Annotated in this window: 13 protein-coding genes; 7 read left to right on the forward strand and 6 right to left on the reverse strand. The window is 71.9% G+C overall.

What is annotated here, in order from left to right; translation table 11 throughout:
• Window positions 1-20: 20 nt before the first annotated feature.
• Window positions 21-794 carry an SDR family oxidoreductase gene (locus ABZ953_RS00720; protein WP_361714442.1) on the forward strand — a complete coding sequence of 258 codons (774 nt, stop codon included), beginning with the start codon at window positions 21-23 and terminating at the stop codon, window positions 792-794.
• A 66-nt stretch (window positions 795-860) separates the two neighbouring features.
• Here ABZ953_RS00720 and ABZ953_RS00725 read toward each other — a convergent pair whose 3' ends face one another.
• Window positions 861-2012 (reverse strand): helix-turn-helix transcriptional regulator, encoded by a 1152-nt coding sequence (locus ABZ953_RS00725; protein ID WP_361714445.1) that lies wholly within the window; start codon window positions 2010-2012, stop codon window positions 861-863.
• A gap of 151 nt (window positions 2013-2163) precedes the next feature.
• Here ABZ953_RS00725 and ABZ953_RS00730 point away from each other — a divergent pair, with 151 nt between their 5' ends.
• The 3 genes from ABZ953_RS00730 to ABZ953_RS00740 all read left to right on the forward strand — a co-directional run bounded on the left by ABZ953_RS00730 (window position 2164) and on the right by ABZ953_RS00740 (window position 3744).
• Window positions 2164-2547 (forward strand): DUF6415 family natural product biosynthesis protein, encoded by a 384-nt coding sequence (locus ABZ953_RS00730; protein ID WP_361714448.1) that lies wholly within the window; start codon window positions 2164-2166, stop codon window positions 2545-2547.
• Window positions 2544-2771: a hypothetical protein gene (locus tag ABZ953_RS00735; protein ID WP_361714451.1), complete on the forward strand. Its 228-nt coding sequence runs from the start codon at window positions 2544-2546 to the stop codon at window positions 2769-2771. The genes ABZ953_RS00730 and ABZ953_RS00735 overlap by 4 nt, the downstream gene beginning before the upstream one ends.
• A gap of 502 nt (window positions 2772-3273) precedes the next feature.
• Window positions 3274-3744, forward strand: a complete 471-nt coding sequence (locus tag ABZ953_RS00740; RefSeq protein WP_361714454.1) for a lamin tail domain-containing protein — start codon at window positions 3274-3276, stop codon at window positions 3742-3744.
• 141 nt (window positions 3745-3885) lie between these two features.
• Here the strand turns inward: ABZ953_RS00740 and ABZ953_RS00745 are convergent, their stop codons facing one another.
• Entirely contained in the window at window positions 3886-4209 is a 324-nt protein-coding gene (locus ABZ953_RS00745; protein ID WP_361714457.1) for a nuclear transport factor 2 family protein, read from the reverse strand.
• Window positions 4210-4366: 157 nt separating this feature from the next.
• On the opposite strand from ABZ953_RS00745, the gene ABZ953_RS00750 reads away from it, so the two are divergent.
• The 3 genes from ABZ953_RS00750 (at window position 4367) to ABZ953_RS00760 (ending at window position 6119) form a co-directional block, all read left to right on the forward strand.
• Window positions 4367-4909 carry a DoxX family membrane protein gene (locus ABZ953_RS00750; protein ID WP_361714460.1) on the forward strand — a complete coding sequence of 181 codons (543 nt, stop codon included), beginning with the start codon at window positions 4367-4369 and terminating at the stop codon, window positions 4907-4909.
• 63 nt (window positions 4910-4972) lie between these two features.
• The gene (locus ABZ953_RS00755) at window positions 4973-5332 is read left to right on the forward strand and encodes a MazG-like family protein (protein ID WP_361714463.1); all 360 of its coding nucleotides are present in this window, start codon (window positions 4973-4975) and stop codon (window positions 5330-5332) included.
• Between the two features lie 19 nt (window positions 5333-5351).
• Complete coding sequence (locus ABZ953_RS00760) at window positions 5352-6119, forward strand: class I SAM-dependent methyltransferase (RefSeq protein WP_361714466.1); 768 nt, start codon at window positions 5352-5354, stop codon at window positions 6117-6119.
• A 35-nt stretch (window positions 6120-6154) separates the two neighbouring features.
• On the opposite strand, the gene ABZ953_RS00765 is transcribed toward ABZ953_RS00760, so the two are convergent.
• From ABZ953_RS00765 to ABZ953_RS00780, 4 genes are all read right to left on the reverse strand, one after another.
• Window positions 6155-7087, reverse strand: coding sequence for an aminoglycoside 3'-phosphotransferase/choline kinase family protein (locus ABZ953_RS00765; RefSeq protein ID WP_361714469.1), 933 nt, complete (start codon window positions 7085-7087; stop codon window positions 6155-6157).
• 131 nt (window positions 7088-7218) lie between these two features.
• Window positions 7219-14580 carry a MupA/Atu3671 family FMN-dependent luciferase-like monooxygenase gene (locus ABZ953_RS00770; protein WP_361714472.1) on the reverse strand — a complete coding sequence of 2454 codons (7362 nt, stop codon included), beginning with the start codon at window positions 14578-14580 and terminating at the stop codon, window positions 7219-7221.
• On the reverse strand, window positions 14577-17930 hold the full coding sequence (locus ABZ953_RS00775; RefSeq protein ID WP_361714475.1) for a beta-ketoacyl synthase N-terminal-like domain-containing protein: 3354 nt from the start codon (window positions 17928-17930) through the stop codon (window positions 14577-14579). Before ABZ953_RS00775 ends, ABZ953_RS00770 begins: the two co-directional genes overlap by 4 nt.
• Window positions 17927-19219, reverse strand: coding sequence for an MFS transporter (locus ABZ953_RS00780; RefSeq protein WP_361714478.1), 1293 nt, complete (start codon window positions 19217-19219; stop codon window positions 17927-17929). The genes ABZ953_RS00775 and ABZ953_RS00780 overlap by 4 nt, the downstream gene beginning before the upstream one ends.
• Between the last annotated feature and the right edge of the window lie 122 nt (window positions 19220-19341).

Raw genomic sequence — 19341 nt, forward strand, 5'->3', positions numbered from 1 at the left:
CTCCCGTACGCTGCGGGGCCATGAACGCTGAGCGAACTGCACCGCAGAAGACTGCCGTAGTGACCGGAGCCGGCTCCGGAATCGGCCGCTCCGTAGCCCTCGAACTGCTCGCCGCGGGCTGGTCGGTGGCGCTCGCGGGCCGCCGCACCGAGACCCTGGAGGAGACGGCCGCCCTCGCGTCGGCGGCGGACGGCGCAGCTCTGTGCGTACGTACGGATGTGTCGCGCCCCGACGACGTGGCGGCGCTCTTCACCCGCGTACGCGAGGGCTTCGGCCGCCTGGACCTCCTCTTCAACAACGCCGGTACGTTCGGCCCCGGCGGCGTGCCGGTCGAGGAGCTCCCCTACGACGCCTGGCGGCACGTCGTCGACACCAACCTCAACGGCGCGTTCCTGTGCGCGCAGGCGGCCTTCCGGCAGATGAAGGAGCAGGACCCGCAGGGCGGGCGCATCATCAACAACGGCTCGATCTCGGCGCACGCCCCGCGCCCGAACTCGGTGGCGTACACGGCGACGAAGCACGCCCTGACGGGCCTGACGAAGTCACTCTCCCTGGACGGCAGGCCGTACCGCATCGCCGTCGGCCAGATCGACATCGGCAACGCGGCGACCGACATGACCGAGCGCATGCAGTCCGGAATCCTCCAGGCGAACGGCCAGTTGGCGAGCGAGCCGGTGATGGACGTGTCGGACGTGGCGCGCACGGTGCGGCACATGGCGGAACTGCCGCTGGGGGCGAACGTCCAGTTCGCGACGGTCCTCGCGACGAACATGCCGTACGTGGGGCGGGGTTGAGGCACCCGGGCCGACAGCTCGTGTCCGAGGGGCTTACCGGAGGGTGGGGGTTCCTCTTTTGCGTGCCTACTGCTCCAAAGGCTTAAGCCCCTCATACACCTCGCGCAAGTCCGACGCTTCCGGTAGCTGCCGAGCCTCCACAGCCGTCACGATCTCCAGGGCCCGCCAGTGATTGCTGGGCACCACCTTGCCGCTGAGAATGGCTCTCTGCGCTGATACACACGCTTCGTCCAAGCGGTCTTCCGTGACCAGGACCAAGGCGAGGTCAATGTTTGCTGACGCTACTCGCCTTGGCCAGAAGGCTGCATTGTCACTGGGACACAGCCGCTTGATGACCTCCCGCGCGTAGGGCTCCGCGGCCACGTCTCCAAGCCATGCAAGCGTCGTCGCGGTGTACGAGAGCGACTTGGCCGGGTCGTAGCGGTAATGGTGTTCTGGGCTTTCAGGCGTGCCTACAGCAGCCGAGAAGGCCTGCACCCGCCCTATGGCGGAGTAGGTCTCCTGGCGGTTACCGAGCCTCGCGTGTGCTCTGCCCTCTTGTGCAGTCGCCTGGATAAGAGCCGAGGAACCGGGCGGGGCCGCTGCCTGAGCGACGCGGGAGAGCTCCAGGGCCCGGACGTAGTCCCCGTCAGTGAGGACTCGCCACGCGTCCGTTTCGAAGCACCACGCTTCGATCTCAGAGACCGCGGCCTCGTGGGCAAGGGCAGCCGCAGACTGAAGCCGAGCCATGGCCGCCCCCTCTTGCTTCAGGTCGATATGAAGCGTGGCACCGAGAAGGCAGAGCCAGCCGCCGACAGTCAACAGGCGTCGGTGTTCGGCGAGCGTCTTCTTGGCGTCCAGGAGCTTGCCGACGTAGCCCGAGTGCCTTCGCACCTTCCTCAGCAAGTCGTCCGGGTCAGCCTTGGGGTAGGCCATGGCCAGATCATCGAAGGTGCGCTCCAGCCGACTCAGCGTCGCTGCACCTACGTCACTCGCCTGGACACGGCGGACCAACTCCCACGCGTCCATCTCGTCATCGTGCGGGCTCGCTTCCTCAACGGTGAGCGACAGCCCAAGAAGTTCGTTCACGGCTTGGATCAGTTCGGCGGAGGGTGCCTGTTTCCCGCTCATGACACGGCTCAGATAGGCAACGTCGTAGTGAAGCTCCCTGGCCGCACCCCGAAGGCTCACCCCTTGGATCTTCAAAGCCTTGCGAACTTGGTCCCCGAAGTCGATCATGTCGCCGCTCCCGTTGACTGTTGACCAGAGCGTATGTCAACGCTGGTCAACTGCCCTGTGCATACGTGAATTCGGTTGGCTTGGACAGCAGAACCGCCCGACCGCATGCAGCGTGTTCGGGCGGCCGGCCGACTGACCAGGAGTCGACAACGTGAACGCTACCGCCGCTACACCTACGCACGGAATGCCGGGCAGCCTGCCCCCTGTCGACGTGCTCATGATGCGTCGCGCAACCGCCCGTCTGCTCTCCCCGGAAGCCGACGCACCCAGCCCCGACGAGCTGGACGACCTTCTCCTTCTTCTTCGAGGGATGATCATGTTGATGATCCCTGAGGTCGAGACCGCAGCCCAGAAGTACCCCGCCGACGACATCCCCGCAACGTGTGCGAAGGCGTGCATCGGTGAGGCGCGGATGAAGTTGAATGTCCAGCCGCAGAAGCCCCTGCCCGCGCGCATCTCGCTCGGCCAGAAGCTCTCACGCGTGCTGAACGCTCTCGTGGATCATCACGAGAACCTGGGCGGTGGCCACGCATGACCGTGGCGACGCCGCGCGTATGCCGCCCTTGCGGCCAAGTGATCACCGGCCCGGCAGACGGCGTCCTGGTCCGGGTGGAGCCGAGTATCAGCGGACCACCGCGCCCCGTCTACGCGCACCTCGATCACGCGAATCTCGCCGGGCCGGACGCAGCGCGTCTTCGGCTGCTCGCCGATGTCCTGGCACGGAAGCTCGACGCACTGGGCGGCGCCGGAGGGGAGTGATACTGCGATGGAGCGTTCAGCGATCAAAGTCGGGATGCCGGTGTACGACTTTCACACGCAACTGGTGGGCCGTGTGGCCGACTTCGAGACGCACCGAGTGATCATGGTTCGTCCGGCCGGACTGACCTGGTCGGCGTCCCCGATGTCTCTCCGTGCGGCGTCCCCTGCCGAGCTACGGCAGCTCTGCGCCTTGAGTGATCTTCACCGAGTCCAGACGCGGGGGGTCCCTCCAGAAGCACTCAGGGGCCGTCACCGACTCAGCCCGTGACGAAATCAAGCACGTCAGCAGAGCCCCGGCATCGCCACCCCCTTCAGGGACCGCTGGGGGGGGGGAAGGCACCGGGGCTCTGAAGTGGCCGGATTCCGCCTGGGGTGGCGTCGGGTGGCGTGACGACTCGGGCGGAATCTTTACAAATGGAGTTTCTACTACCGCATCAAATCAGGTCAGTGCTCCCCGTATGCTCGGCTCCTCTCCACGAGAACTTCACACTTGGAGCACTCCTTGCGCATACGTACCGCGGCCCCCGCCGTCCTCGCCGCCACCGCCCTGTCGGTGTCCCTGCTCGCCATGTCCCCGGCGTCGGCGGCGACCGCGCGCCACCAGGGCGGGCTGCACCTCGGCTACATCCAGTACGACAGCCCGGGCCGGGACACCCGCTCGAACGACTCGTTGAACGCGGAGTGGGTGAACATCCACAACAGCGGCCGCTCCGCGATCCAGCTCAAGGGCTACAAGTTGAAGGACAACACCGGCTACACCTACACCTTCGGCAGCTACAAGATCGGCGCGGGCAAGACCGTCAAGGTCCGCACCGGCAAGGGCCGCGACGCCTCGGGCGTGCGCTACTGGGGCCAGGGCAACTACGTCTGGAACAACACCAGCGACAAGGCCCGTCTCCTCAAGCCGAGCGGCGCGCAGCAGGACTCCTGCTCGTGGTCGCGGCTCGGCTCCGGGCACGCGAACTGCCACTGACCACTGCCGAAGAGGAGGGGGCAGGGCGACCGCTCCGTGACGAGGGGCCCGCGGTTGGGGCCGCGGGAACGACCCGCGTCGCGGAACGGTCGCCCTGCGAAGCGCCTGTGTCCCTGAAACACCCTGTGCTCGGTGAAGCGGTCAGGCCTGGCCGGTCTCGAAGCGGGAGACCTTGCCGTCCTCGACGGTGAACCGCCACTTGGTCCGCATCTCACCCCAGGTGTCGTTGCGGAACGAGACGAGCAGCGTGCGGCCGCCGTCCGACTCCGACTCGACGTCCATATGGCCGTTGGAGGAGAAGATCTCGCGGACCGTCCAGTCGGCGATGTCCCGGTCGGACCCGTCGTCGGACATGGTCGCGCCGGGCGCGAGCAGGCTCTCGAAAGCGGACTTGTCCTGGGCGTTCAGCGCGGTGACGAAGGCCCGGACCGTGGGGTCGCCGAGCCGGTTTACCTGGATGCTCATGGGCCCACGGTCACACCGGGCGCCCCGCGGCGCCACCCGTGCCGCGCCGCGCCGGTCACCCGGACGGCCCCGCGAGCCGGGTGGCGGGCGCCGGTCCGGTGGACGGTGGAGGCGCACGCAACCGCACCCCGACCAGGGGCCGAACCGGGAGTTCCCCATGACCACCTGCACGTGCCTGGACCGACGTGACCTCGGACTGCTCCTGCTGCGCGCGGGAACCGGCGGGGTGCTCCTCGCCCACGGCGCCCAGAAGCTGTTCGGCTGGTTCGGCGGCGGCGGCATCGAGGGCACCGGCGCCTTCATGGAATCCGTCGGTTACGCGCCCGGCAGGCTGAACGCCGCGATGGCCGGGGTCGCCGAGGCTGGCGGCGGCGCGCTCCTCGCCCTCGGCCTCGCGACGCCGGCCGCGGGCTCGGCGGCCGCGGGCGCGATGGCCGGCGCCGCGGCCGTGCACGCGCCGAACGGGTTCTTCAGCCAGGGCGGCGGCTACGAGTACCCGGCGTTCCTCGGCATGGTCGCCGCGGCCCTCGCCGTCACGGGGCCCGGCCGCTACTCCGCCGACCACGCGCTCGGCCACTCCCTCAACCGCGGCTGGATGGTGCCCGCCGCGCTCGCGGGGACGGCCGTCGGAGTGCTCGCGACGCTGGGGGCCCGGAAGAAGAACGTCCGCGCGGCGGAAGAGGGCGCCGGGGAGGCCTAGTCCGGGCCAGGCGCCCTCCCCTGTCGCCCGTCCATGTCGTACCCCCGTGACAAGCTGCCCACCATGGACGATCAGCAAGGCGCGCCAGGGACCGGCCAGGACCCGTGGGACACCGTCGACCGCCTGTACGCGTGGCTCGATGCCCACAATCGCCGCACACCCCAAGAGGCCCTTCTGCTGCGGATGCTGAAGCTGTCGGAGGAGGTCGGCGAGGTCGCGCAGGCGGTCATCGGCGCCACCGGACAGAACCCGCGCAAGGGCACCACGCACACCTGGGACGACGTGCAGGGCGAGCTCTGCGACGTCATCGTCACGGCCATGGTCGCCCTGCGCACGCTCACCCCGGACGCGGCGGACGTCCTGGACACGCACCTGCGCCGCGTCGACGAGCGGGCCAAAATTCCTTTGCCGCCCTCCCTTTGAGGTTTTAGCGTCACCGCATATGACCACTGCTTCTGATCATCCCCCCCGCCTCACCCGCCTCACCTTCCACGGCCCGCTCTCCGAGCCCCGGGCCCACAGGATCGTCGAACGCCTGACGGCGACTGCTCCCCGTACCGTGCTCGACATCGGCTGCGGCTGGGGCGAGTTGATGCTCCGCGTCCTCGAAGCAGTCCCCGCGGCCACCGGCGTCGGCGTCGACCTCAAGGCCGAGGACCTGGACCGCGGCCGGACCACCGCGAAGCAGCGCGGTCTCGGCGACCGGGTCGTCTTCGCCGAGGAGTCGGCGACGGACACCGCGCGCGGCCCCGCCGATCTCGTCCTGTGCCTCAGTTCCAGCCACGCCCTCAGCTCCGCCGCGCCGCCCCGGGCGACCGTCGAGGCGCTGCGGGTGCTGCGCCGCCTGGTCCTGCCGGGCGGCCGTGTCCTGCTCGGCGAGGGCTTCTGGCAGCGCGAACCCACCGCGAAGGAACTCGCCGCGATGTGGCCGGACGCCGACGCCGGTGAGCACCTCTCCCTCGGCGACCTGGTGGACGCCGCCGTCGAGGCGGGGTTCCGCCCGCTGTGGGTGGAGACGGCGAGCGCGGAGGAATGGGAGGAGTTCGAGTCGGGCTACCGCTCGGACGTCGAGGAGTGGCTGGCCACGCACCCCGACCACCCCCTGGCCGCCGAGACCCGCACCCGCGTCGACGCCCAGCGCGCGTCCTGGCTGCGCGGCTATCGCGGGGTGCTCGGGATCGCGTATCTGACACTGGTGCCGGTCGGCTGAGGCATCAGGCGTCAGGCGTCAGGAATCCCCGCCCGTCACCGCCCGAACCACGCCTCGGCCAGCGCGTCGAGGGTCGGCTCGGGCGGGGCGGGCAGCTCCCGCAGATACCGGGGCAGGCTGCTGTATACGTGGAGCAGCGTGTACGCGAGGAGTTGGCGCGGGTCGAACGACCGGCCGTACGCCTTCGCGAAGCGGTCCATGAGCCCCGGCTCGCCGCGCGTGACGAAGAGGCCGACGCCCACGAAGTCGTACGCCGGGTCGCCGATCATGGCGGGCTCGAAGTCGAGGAGTCCGGTGAGCCGCCAGCCGTCGTCCGCGTCGACGGTCAGATGCTGGAGCATGAACTCGGTGTGCAGCAGGGCGGGTTGGCGGCGATTCTCGGCCTCGAACAGCGGGACGGCGTCCAGGAAGCCGGGGATCTGGACCAGCCAGTGCTCCGCGAGACCCCGCTCGCGCTGCCGGTCGACCGCGCCCGCGCGCTGCCCCGCGAGGAACGCGTCCCAGTCGCCGGGGCCGAGGACGTCGGCAAGCGGTCCGGGGTCGAGCGCGTGCAGCGCGGCCAGGGTCTCGGCGGTGTCGGTGACGATGCGCTCCCGGTCGGCGCGCGGGATGCGGGGCCAGGCGGCGGCGAGGTCCTCGCCGGGCAGGCGGGACATCAGGATGTAGCGCCAGCCGCTCTCGTACGTTCCCGATCCGTGCACCCGGGGCGTGGGGACGGGGAGGCGGCCCTCGATGTGGCTCAGCACGCGGGCCTCCGTGATGCCGTCCTGGGCCGCCGCGCCGGGGAAGAGTTTCAGGACGTGCTCCTCGCCGACGGCGTAGACCGGCTGGGAGCCTTCCGGGTAGCGGGTCAGGGGCTCACCGGCGAGCCCGAGCCGGGCGCACAGGTCCTCGGCCGCGGGCCGCACGACCGTCTCGTCGCCGACGACGCGGTCCCACTCTTCGTCCGTGTTCACCTCGGGCAGCATGATCGGCACCGTAGCCGCCGTCGGCGGGGCGTGGCGAAGGGTTTGTGGGTGCGGGGAGGAGGGCGCCCCACCCGCGCCCACTCCCCACCCGCGCCCACTCCCCTCCCGCACCCACTCCCCTCCCGCTCCCGCTACCGGCCCAGCGCCTCCCCCACCTCCCTCGCGAGCAGCTCCACGTACGCGGCCGTCCAGCCCTCGACCGTGGCCCGGTCCCACAGATCGGTCGAGTACTCCAGATACCCGGAGAGCACGTCGCCCGTCGGGATCAGCCCGAAGTTGAACTCGGAGCGGGCGCCCGGCACCGCGAGGTCCTCGACCGCCGTCGTCACACCCGGCAGCTCGACCTCCGTCTCCAGCGAACTCTGGTACTGGAAGCCCAGCGACAGCCGGTCCGGGATCTCGGCGCCGAGCACGGCGCTCACGTCCGCCGCCACCGCACGCAGCGGCGCCGCGTGGTCGATGGCCCCGACCGAGCTGCGCGCCACCTGGTCCACGAGCGCCCCGAACGACGCGGCGGCGTCGCCCCGGACCCGTAGCGTGAACGACGACACCGTGCAGGCCGCGAGCGCCTCGAACGCCCGCCGCTCACGGTTGGCGTGAGAGATGCCGAGCACGACGTCGGGACCGTCCCCCGCCTCCGCGACAAGCCGCGCGAACGCCGACGCCGTCACCACGAACGGTGTCGTACGGTGCCTTCGCGCCAGCGCCTCCACATCGGCGCGCGCGGCCCGGTCCACCGTGAACAGCACCACGTCACCGGCCCCGCTCAGCTCGGCGGGCCGGGGCCGGTCGAGCGGCAACGGCATCCCGAAGGTGGCCCCTGCCAACTCGCGCGCCCAGTAGTCGACCAGGCGCCCCGTGTCCTGCGTGCGGCTCTGCTCGCGCTGCCAGCGCGCGTACTCGCCCGGCTGCGGAACATGTTCCGGCAGGCCGTGCGGGACCCCGGTGGCCGCCGCCCGGTACAGCGCGGCCAGCTCCCGCAGCAGGACACTGACCGACCAGCCGTCGCAGGCCGCGTGGTGCAGGACGAAGAGCAGCACCCAGCGGTCCGGCCCTGTGCGCAGCAGGCGCAGGACCGGGCCGAGTTCGGCCTCGATGTCGAAGGGGACCGCCGCCGTGTCGGCGGCCGTGCGCTCCGCCGCGTCCTCGGCCGCCCGCACCGAACCGTGGCGCGCGACGAGGTCCTCCTCCGGCAGCTCCACCGGCCGGGGACGCAGTGCCTCCTGCCACCACTGCCCGTCGTCCTCGACGAAGCGGGTGCGCAACGCCTCGTGCCGGGCGACGAGTCCGGTCAGCGCGGTGCGCAGGGCGGTTACGTCCATGGCTCCCGTCAGGGTGAGCCGCATCGCCACGTTGTAGATCTGCGGGCGGGGGTGCGTGCGGTGGCGGGTGATGAAGGCGCCCTGCTGGACGGTGACGGGGGCGCGGCCGACGACGTCCGTCACGCCCTGTTCCGCCTCATCCGCCTGTTCCGCCTCATCCGCCTGTTCTGCCTCATCCGCCTCGTCGCCCTCGCCGAGGTCTCCCGCGAGGTACGCCGCCATGGCCCGCAGGGTCGGCTCCTCGTAGAAGCGCGCCACGGGGTACTCCGTGCCGAACTCCTCCCGCACCCCGTTCGCAAGCCGGATCGCGGTGAGGGAGTGGCCGCCGAGGTCGAAGAAGGAGGCGTCGGCGGTGATCGCCGCCACCTCCGTCTCGAACTCCTCGGCCCACAGCTGCTTCAGGCGTGCCTCGATGGCGTCACTCGCGGGGCGCGGCCGCACGGCGGGAGCTGAGGGACTGGTGGGAGCTGAGGGACTGGTGGGAGAGGTGATCAGAGTGGGGGCGGGTAGCGCGGACCGGTCCAGCTTGCCGTTGCCGGACAGGGGGAGGCGGGGCAGCACGGCCCAGGCGCGCGGCACCATGTGGTCGGGCAGCAGCCCGGCCAGCTCCGCCGTCAGCCGGTCCGCGAGCTCCCGCTCGGGCGCGCCGGGACGCGCGGGCACGACGTGGGCGACGAGCCCCGCCTCGCCCCGCTGGTCGCGGCGGGACAGAACGACCGCCTCGCCGACCTCCGCCAGGCCGTTGAGGGCCCGCGCGACCTCCTCGGGCTCGACGCGGTAGCCCCGTATCTTCACCTGGTCGTCGGTCCGGCCACGGAACTCCAGCGCGCCCGCCGCGTTCCGGCGCACCAGGTCACCGGTCCGGTACAGCCGCCCTTCCGTGCCCCGCGGGTCGTCGACGAAGCGCTCCGCGGTCAGGTCGGGCCTGCCCAGATAGCCGGTGGCCACGCCGGGGCCCCCGACGTGGAGCTCCCCCACCTCACCGGCGGGCACCTCGCGGCCGCGCTCGTCCAGAACGCGCAGCGTGACGTTGTCGACGGGGCGGCCGATCGGGATGGGGGCGTCAGTGGCGCCCGCGGGCTCCACCGTCTGGGTCGTGCAGAGCACCGTCACCTCGGTGGGGCCGTACACGTTCACCGTCTCGTACGGGGCGCCGGGGCGCGGCCGGGTGCGCAGGACGTCGCCGCCCAGGAGCAGGTGCCGCAGCGGGGGCTGCCGGTCGTCCGGCAGCGCGAGGACCGCCTCGCCGAGCGCGGTCGGCAGGATGGAAAAGGTGATCCCGTGCTCCGTGTACCAGCGGGCCAGCACGGCCGGGTCCCTGCGGGTGTCGTCGTCGGCCACGACGACCGTGGCGCCCGCGGTCAGGGCGGCCCAGATCTCCAGCGCCGAGGCGTCGAAGCCCTGGCTGCAGACGGCCGCGGCGCGGTCGTCCGCCGTGAACCCGAAGCGTTCGTGGTGCCACTGGCAGAGGTCCACCACGGCCCGGTGCGGGATCGCGACGCCCTTGGGGGTGCCGGTGCTGCCGGAGGTGTAGACGGCGAGGCAGAGGGATTCGGATCCGTGGGCCGGTGCGGCCCCGGCGGGGGGTACGGCACGTACGGCGACGGAGTCGGTGCCGACATCGATCACGGCGGCTCCGTCCGGCGGCTTCGGGCGCGCGTCCTCGCGCTCGGCACCGTCCACGACCAGGAGCCGGGCGCCGCTCTCCGCGAGGATCGCCTCGGCCCGCGCCCTGCCCTGTCCCGGGTCCAACGCCACATACCCGTGGCCGGACTTGAGGGCGGCGAGCATGGCGACGATCAGGTCGGCGCCGCGCGGCAGCCACAGGGCGACGGGAGCGCCGCCCGCGCCCCCCGCGTCACCGGCGCGCAGCGCACCCGCGAGGCGTTCCGCACGCTCGGCCAACTCCCCGTACGAGAGCGTCACTTCGCCGCTGATCACCGCGGTGCGGTGCGGGGCGACCTCGGCCCAGCGTGACGCCAGGGAGTCGACCGTGCTGCGGGTGCGCTGCCGGACGGGGCCACGACGCCACTCCTGCACCTCCGCGGCCAGCACCTCCGCGCCCCGCGCCTCCGCGCCCACCGCCTCCGTGAGCACGGCACGGAACGTCCCGAAGAGCGCGTCGACCGTCGCCTCGTCGAAGAGGTCGGTGGAGTACTCCAGGTGGCAGCGGATGCCGTCGGGCCCGTCGGTGAAGTACACGCTGAGGTCGGTCAGCGCCTTGTCGGGCCCGGCGTCGAGCGGTGTCGCCCGCACCCCGGGCAGGTCGAAGCGGAACGGGTCGCCCGTCTCGAACTCGGCGAGCGTCTGGAAGACCGGCGTCCGGCCGAGCGTGCGCGGCGGCGCGAGCTCCCGCACGACCGCCTCGAACGGCACGTCGGCGTGGTCGTACGCGTCCAGGGCCACCCCGCGCACCCGGTCGAGGAGCGTGCCGAAGTCCGGGTCGCCGGAGAGGTCGAGGCGCAGCGTCAGGGTGTTGACGAAGAAGCCGACCACGTCCTCGTACTCGGGCGTGCGGTCGGACATCGGGGTGCCGATGACGAGGTCGTCCTGGCCGGTGACACGGTGCAGCGCGGCCGCGTAACCGGCGAGCAGGGTCATGAAGAGGGTGCTGCGCCGCGCCCGGCCGAACTCGCGTACTCGCCGCGAGAGTTCGGTGTCGAGCGTGCGGAACAGGGCACGGCCGCGCGACGTCGGCACGGCGGGCCTCGGCCGGTCGGCGGGCAGCGCCAGGAGGGGCAGGTCTCCGTCGAGCGCCTTCTTCCAGTACGCGAGGTCCTCGGCCGCCTTCGGGCCGTCGAGCGAGCCGAGCTGGCCGCGGGCGTGGTCGGCGTACGTACGAGTGAGGGCGGGGAGGGCCGCGGCCGGCGCGCCCGGCAGCCGCTCGCGGTAGAGGGCGGACACGTCCCGGGCGAGAACGGCGGCCGAGGCCGCGTCCATCACGATGTGGTGCAGGGACAGGACGAGGACGTGCCGCCGATCACCGAGGCGGACGAGGCGCGCGACGAACAGCGGGCCTTGCGCCAAGTCGAAGCGGCGCTCGCTCTCGGCCTTGAGGACGTCGGCGACGGGATCGCCGCCCCGCGCGCCGTCGACGACCTCGAAGTCCACTTCTCCCGGCGGGAGCGTGAACTGCCGCGCTTCGCCGCGCACTTCACGGAAGACGGTCCGCAGCTGTTCGTGTCGCGCGGCCAGGGCGCCGAGCGCGGACCGCAGGGCGGTGGCGTCAAGCGGGCCCTCGAACTCGATGGCCTTGGTCTCGTTGTAGGCGGTGCGGCCGGGCAGCATCCGCTCCACGAACCAGATGCGCTGCTGGCCGGGTGAGAGGGGTTCTCCGCTGCCCCCGCCGCCGGGAGCGGGCGGGCTTCCCGCGGTCGTCACGTACTTGCGGCGCAGGTCGTCGAAGTGGACCAGGCCCTCCCGCAGGGCGGCGGGGGCGACCCCGAAGTCGACGAGGCCGACGATCTCGTCGGCGCCAGCCGCGTGCACCGCGTCCACCACGGACCGTACGCTCTCGGGGCTGCCGATGAGGGCCCGCTGGTCGCAGTACCGGTCGTAGGCGCGGCGGAAGACCACGTCCAAGTCGTCCTCGGTCATCGACGACAGGTCGACCTGGTGGCCCAGGCTGTTGGCGACGTTCCCGAACAGGGAAAGCGACGAGCGCATGTACCGCGCGAGTGGTTCACGTGCCTCGGCGCGCGCCGCCGCGTGGTCCTCGGCGAGGTAGGTGTGCAGCAGCACGGCCACGTGCCCCGCGTCCGGATCCAGGCCGCAGGCGGCGCGCGTTCGGCGGTAGAGCGCGACGTTCTCGTGGAGCAGCTCGACGCTCTGGGTCATGAGGTTGGTGACGATGCCCAGGTCGTGGCGTGCGGCCAGTTCGTACGACGCCGGGTTGCCGACGACGGCCGTGTACATCGGCGGGGCGTCCTGGACCGGCCGGGGGAACAGCCGCAGGTCGCTCTCGCCGTTGCCCGTGGTGCGGCGCACGGGGTCACCGCGCCACAACTGCCGTACCTGCGCGACCTGTTCGTACATCTTCTCCTTGTGCAAGCCGAAGCGTTCGGGGAAGAAGACGAAGTCGTTGGCGTGCCAGCCGCTCGCGCAGCCGATGCCGATCCGGCCGCCGGAGAGGTTGTCGACCATCGACCACTCTTCGGCGACGCGGATCGGGTCGTGCAGGGGCAGCACCACGGAGCCCGCGTTGATGCGGATGCGGTCGGTCTCGCGGGCGAGGGCGGCGGCGAGGACGACGGGGTTGGGGAACAGGCCGCCGAAGGAGTGGAAGTGCCGTTCGGGGATCCACAGGGAGTGGAAGCCGTTGCGGTCGGCGAACCGGGCCGTTTCCAGGAGGTGGTCGTACTTGCCGTGGCGGGGTGCGGAGTCGTCCTGCGGATAGTCGCCGAAGAAGTAGACGCCGAAGTCGAGGGTGCGGGGGCCCTGTCGGGCGGGACGGCGACTCTCCGGTTCGCGCTCAGGTTCACGCTTCGGCTCACGCTCAGGTTCACGCTTCGGCTCGTGCTTCGGCTCGGCCCGTGCGGCGACCGCCGCCGCCCCGTTCCATGCCATGGCCTTCACCGGTGCCCTCACCGGCGCCTTCGGCCCGCCGAGGGAGAACCCCGCCGCGCGCAGCTCCCGCAGCGACCCCTGCACCGCGTCCACGAGGAACTCGATGTCCCCGTCGGAGTGTTCGGTGGACAGGAAGAAGTTGCGCCACTCCCACACATGGACGCCGCGCAGCATGAGGTGGTGGTAGAGCAGTTCCATGTCCGCACGGTGCTCGAAGCGGAACATCGAGCCGAAGTGGCTCATGCTCAGGGCGAACCCCTCGTCCTCGAAGAAGGCGTTGAGGGTGGCGGCGAGTTCGTCCGTGCGGGCGTTCAGGCGCTCCTGGAGCCGTGGGCTGTGCTCCTTGAGGTGGGACAGCACGGCGCGGGTGGCGACCATCGACACCGGGTGCTGGATGTAGGTGCCGCCGAAGAACGTGGTGTCGGCCGCCGGGTAGCTGTCGTCCCCGTAGTTCCAGTGGCCGCCGTCGATGCCGTCCATGATGTCGGCCCGGCCCGCGATGGCCCCGATCGGGAAGCCGCCGCCGAGCAGTTTGCCGTACGTGGCCAGGTCGGGCGTGACGCCGTAGAGCTCCTGGGCGCCGCGCGGCGCGGGCCGGAAGCCGGTCAGCATCTCGTCGAAGAGCAGCACGATGCCGTGCCGCCGGGTCAGCTCGCGCAGCCTGCGTACGAAACCGGCGGGCTGGAGCGACGGATGGCGGCTCTGCACCGGCTCCACGACGACCGCCGCGATGTCGCCCGCCTGCTGCTCGATGACCGCGAGGCTCTCCTCGCTGCCGTACGGCAGGACGAGCAGGTCGGCGACGGCGTTGGGCGGTACGCCCGCGGACATCGGGACGGTGGTGAGGCCGTCGCCGCCGGTGCGCGGGGAGCGGCCGAGGACGTTGTCGTTGTGGCCGTGGTAGGCGCCCTCGAACGTGATGATGCGGGAGCGGCCCGTGGCGGCGCGGGCGAGCCGGATGGCCGCGGAGTTCGCCTCCGTACCGGAGTTGGCGAAGGCGACCCGCTCCATGCCGGTCAGCTCGGCGAGCAGCTCCGCGGCCTCGCCGGTCTCCACGTTGCGGGGGCCGAGCTGGATGCCGCGCGCGAGGTGCTCGCGGACCACCTCGGTGACGAAGGCGGGCTCGTGGCCGAAGAGCAGGACGCCGAAGCCCATGGTGATGTCGACGTAACGGTTGCCGTCGACGTCCTCAAGCCAGGAGCCGCGCGCCCGCCGCCCCGCGATGGGGTACAGCATCTCCTTCGTACTGCTGCGGAAGCCGACCGCCGCCCTGCTGTCGGCGAGCACGCGGCGGTAGCGCTGGGCGATGTTCTTCGAGGTGGGCGTCTTGGCGGTGTAGCGCCGCACGAGGTCGTCGAGGTGGGTGCGCTGCCTCTCGGACGCGTTGCCTCGGAGCATGCCGGAGCCGCGGGCCACCTCCAGGCGGGGGCCGTGCTGGGCGGGGGGCGCGTCGGTCGGCTCCGGTGCCGGTGCTGGTGCCGGTGGCGGTGCCGGTGCCGGTGCGCCCATCTGCTGGGCGATGCGCTCCGAGAGCTCGGTCATCGCGGCGAGGTCCGCGTCGACCGCGGCGGATACGGAGCGGTCGGCGGCCGCGGTCCCGGTCACCGGCCCGCCTCGGCGTCGGCGACCACGTGCGCGGTCTGCGCGGTCTGCGCGGCAAGCAGCTGGGAGAGCTGGCCCATGAGCTGGAGCTGCATCTGCGAGAGCTGATGGACCTGGCGTACGAGGTCGTCCACTTCTCGGCGGGTGGCGTACTCGGCGGGTGCGGCGGCGGCCGGGACCGGGGCCGGGGCGGGCTCGGGGGCCCGCAGAGACGCCACCACCGGCACTGACACAGGCGCAGACGCAGACGCAGACGCAGACGCAGGCAGAGGCACAGGCACAGGCACCGGTTCCCTCACCACCGGCTCCCCCGCCTCACCCCCCATCTTCCCCACGATGATCAGCGCTAGCCCCTTCGCCGACCCCGCCTCCTCGAAGAGCTCCCGCATCGACACCTTGACCCGGTGCTCCTCCTCCAACTCGCGTAGCACGCCGATCATTTGCAGCGAGTCCGCTCCCAGGTCGAAGAAGGACGCGTCCTCGGCTATCTCGCTCGTGTCGTAGCTGAGGTGCTTCGCGGTGACCTTGATGATGTGCTGGAGCACGCGCTCGACCGCTGCCTCGTCCTGTGCCACTTCCGCCCCATCCCTTGCCGTTTGTACGGGTTGTCCTGGCCGGGGAAGGTGATTCTCCGGCCCTGTCCAGTAGTCCTTGTGCTGGAATCGGTAGCCGGGCAGGGGAATCCTGCGGCCCGCCCCGCCCATGAAGATCCGCCAGTCGACCGGCGCCCCGGCCCGGTACAGTCCGGCGGCCGCGTCCCACAGCGGCGCGAGCCCGGCACCGCGCCGCAGCGTCGGGTGTGCCGCCCGCTCCGGCAGCTCCCGGCGGGCGAGTCCGCTGAGGGTCGTGTGCGGGCCGATCTCCACGAGCGCGCCCAAGCCGTCGGCCGACGACCCCACCTCCCGCAGTACGTCCGCGAATCGCACCGGCTCACGCGCCTGCCGTACGAAATACTCGGCGTCCGGCACCCAGCCCACCGGCCGGGTGCGCCCGTCGAGTCCGCTCACGAACGGCACCGCGCTCGGCCGCAGTGCGACGTCGGCCACCAGTTCGCGGAGCCCGTCGAGGGCCGGGTCCATGAGCGCGGTGTGGAAGGCCTGCCGCACCGGCAACTCCCGCGCGTGGACGCCTCGTTCGGCCAGCAGCTCCATCATGTCCTCCATGGCGGCGGCCGGGCCCGCGAGCACCTGGCTGAGCCGGCCGTTCGTGACGGCGAGGGCCACACCGGGCACCTCGGCGGCCAGCTTCTCCGCCGCGCGCTCCCGTACCGGGACCGCGACCATCGCGCCCGGCGCGCACCGCAGCCGCATCAGCCTGCCGCGCCCGGCCGTCAGGCGCAGCCCGTCCTCGGCGGACAGCACCCCCGCCGCGTACAGCGCGCCGTACTCGCCCACGCTGTGCCCGGCCACCACGCGCGGGGCGATCCCGGCCTCGCGCCACAGGCCGACGAGAGCGCACTGCAGCGCGAAGAGCGCGGGCTGCGCGACCTCGGTGTCCCTCACCTGCTCGCCCGCCTGTTGCCCGGCCCTCTCCCCCGCGGCCGGGTCCCCGGTGCCGAGCAGCGGGGCGAGGAGGCTGCCCCCGCCGGTGAGCCCGGCGAACTGCCGCTCGCAGGCGTCCAAAACCTCGCGTACGACGGGAAACCGCTCGTAGAGGACGCGTGCCGCACCCCGGTGGAGGCTGCCCTGCCCGGTGAAGAGGAAGCCGGTGCCGGTGTCGCCGCCCGCACGGGACGGCTGTCGCGGCAACCAGTCGTCCAGGGCGCCGGTGAGCGCCGCCACGGTGTCGCCCCGTACCGCGAGCCGGTGTCTGCGGTGGGCGCGGCCGAGGGCCAGCGTGGTCACGAGGTCCGCGGGGTGGGTCCCGGGGTGCGCGCGCAGATGGTCGCGCAGGGCGGCAACGTTGTCGGCGAGGGCCGCTTCGGTGTGGCCCGAGAGCACCAGGACGCCCGCGGGCCGCGAGGTGCCGGCCGGGCGCGGCGCGGGGTCGGGGGCCTGTTCCAGTACGAGGTGGACGTTCGTGCCGCCGACGCCGAAGGAGCTGACGCAGGCCCGCCGCGGTACGTCGCTCCGCGGCCACGGGCGTGCGGAGTCGGGCACGTAGAACGGGCTGGACGCGAGGTCGAGGGCCGGGTTGGGGCGGCGGAAGTTGGCCATCGGCGGGATGACGCCGTGCCGCAGTACGAGTAGGGCCTTGACCAGGCTCGCGAGGCCCGAACACACGTCGAGGTGACCGATGTTGGCCTTCACCGAGCCGAGTGCGCAGAAGCCCGTACGGTCGGTGTCGGCCCGGAACGCGGCGGTGGCGCCCTCGAACTCGATCGGGTCGCCCTTGAACGTGCCGGTGCCGTGCGTCTCCAGATAGCCGATGGTGCCCGCGTCGACGCCCGCCCGGTCCAGGGCGCGGCGGATCGCGCCCCGCTGGCCTGCCGCGCTGGGCGCCGTGAACGCCTTCTTGTCCGCGCCGTCGTTGTTGACGCCCCAGCCCCGGATGACGCCGTGGATGTGGTCGCCGTCGGCGACGGCCCGGTCGAGGCGCTTGAGCACCACCGCCACGACGCCGGTGCCGCCGACCGTGCCGTCGGCGTCGGCGTCGAAGGGCCGCAGGCGGCCGCTCTTGGAGAGGATGGAGCCCTTCACGTACCGGTAGCCGAGCACCTGCGGCACATGGAGGGCGGTGGCCCCGGCGACGGCGAGGTCGCACTCGCCGGTCGCGACCGACTGCGCGGCGATGTACACGGCCGTGAGCGAACTGGAGCACGCCGTCTGGACGTTGACGGCCGGGCCGGTCAGGCCGAGTCGGTAGGCGGCGCGGTTGGCGGTGAAGTCGGCGAAGTTGCCGATGGTGACCTGTAGCCCGGCGACCCAGTCCGCGACGCCGCCGGGCAGGACGTTGTTCTGCAGGTAGTTCTGCAGGGAGTAGAGGTGGTAGCCGGTGCTCGCGTACACCCCTATGTCACCGCCCCCGCCACCGCCGCCGCCCCCGCCACCGCCGCCGTCACCGCCGCCACCACCACCGCCGCCCGCGTACCCGGCGTCCTCCAGAGCGTGGTGCACGCACTCCAGGAACAGGCGGTGCTGCGGATCGGTGATCCGGGCCTCGTGCGCGCTCATCCCGAAGAAGCCCGCGTCGAACCCGGCGATGTCGTCGAGGACGCCGCTCGCCCCGACGAAATCGTCGGCGCGGTACTCCTCTTCGGGCACCCCGGCGGCGGCGAGTTCGGCGTCGGTGAAGCGGCGGATGCGGTCGGCGCCGTCGCGGATCGTGCGCCAGAACTCCTCCGGGGTGTCGGAGCCGGGCAGCCGGAAGGACATCCCGACGACGGCCACGGCGTCACACACTGCACCGCTCACCGGACTTCACTCCCGCTCTCGTTACGAAGTACCTGACGTTCCCGGCTCTCGCCCTTCCCCCCTTGGTGACGCACCAGGACGACGAACAACGCCAGACAGAGCACGATCGCCACCCCATGCAGCAGCCCCACGACTTGAAGGGGCGAGAGGCGGTCGAGGAGGGCGCCGCTGACGAGCATGCCGAGGCCGAACCCGGTGTTCTCGACCGACGCGGAGAGCCCGAAGAGCCTGCCGCGCTCCTCGTCGGGCGCGGCCTGGAGGCGGGTGACGTACGCGATCTCGGTGAGCCCGTCGGCCATGCCCGCCACCAGGGCGGCCGCGACCGCGACCCCCGTGGGCAGCCCGGCGAAGACCACGATGAACGCGGCGGACATCACGCAGGCCCCGACCGCGAAGGCCCGCTCCCCCGGCCCCTGCCGCCCGCCACGCCCGGCCCACCGCCCGCACACCTGCTGCATGACGATGTTGCCGATGGCCCAGGTGGCCCAGAACTGGCTGACGAAAGTGGCCGGATGGGACGGGTCGAGGTCGCTGGAGTAGACCGGCAGCGCCACGTTGTGGGACGAGGAGCCGAGTCCGTCGGCGGCTCTGAGCGCGATCATGAGGGCGAGGACGGGGGCGGCCCGCATCATGAGAAGCGCCCCGTTCCGCCCCTCCCGCCGCCCGCCGCTCTCCGCCGCGCCCGCCGCCCCGGCGGCACTCCCCGCATCACCCCCCGCGTCACCCTCGGCCTTCGCCCTCGTACGGAGGGGCAGCGAGAGCAGCACGCTCGCCGAGACCGCGAAGGTGGCGGCGTCCAGGGAGATGGCGGCGACGTAGCCCAGTTGCGCGACCACGACGCCCGCGGAGGCGAATCCGGCGATCATCGCAAGGGAACGCCCGGTCGCGAGAAGTGAGTTGGCCCGCAGCCGCAGTTCGCCCCCGACGATCTCCGGGATGCTGCTGCGCAGCGCGACGCCCGACAGGGTCGAGCAGAAGCCGGTCACGACGGCCAGCGCGTACAGGAGTCCTGCTCGCCCCGCGTCGGGAGCGATCAGCAGCGCTATCATGGCGACGCACTGCGTCAGATCGGCACCGACCATCAACCTCTTGCGGTCGTACGCCGAGACCAGCCGTCCGCTCACAAAGCCGGATACGACGCTGGTCAACAGCCGTACGGCCATGAAGAGTCCAGCGGCGAGCGCGCTGTCGGTCACCTCGTAGACGAAGACGTTGAGGGCGACCATGTTCAGGTAACTGCCGTACGCCGAAACGGCGTTGCCCACCACCAGCAGGCGAAAGTGCCGCAACCGATCTCCCTGGTCCGCGCCGGGCTCATGCCATTCGGGTCGTGCACGGCTGCGCCCAGCCGAGACCGTCTTCACACTCACCCGCCCCGAAGCGCGCCTACAGTCACTCGAATTGGGGACTT

The sequence above is a fragment of the Streptomyces sp. NPDC046465 genome, from assembly GCF_040646035.1.
In the GTDB taxonomy this organism is placed as follows: Bacteria; Actinomycetota; Actinomycetes; order Streptomycetales; family Streptomycetaceae; genus Streptomyces.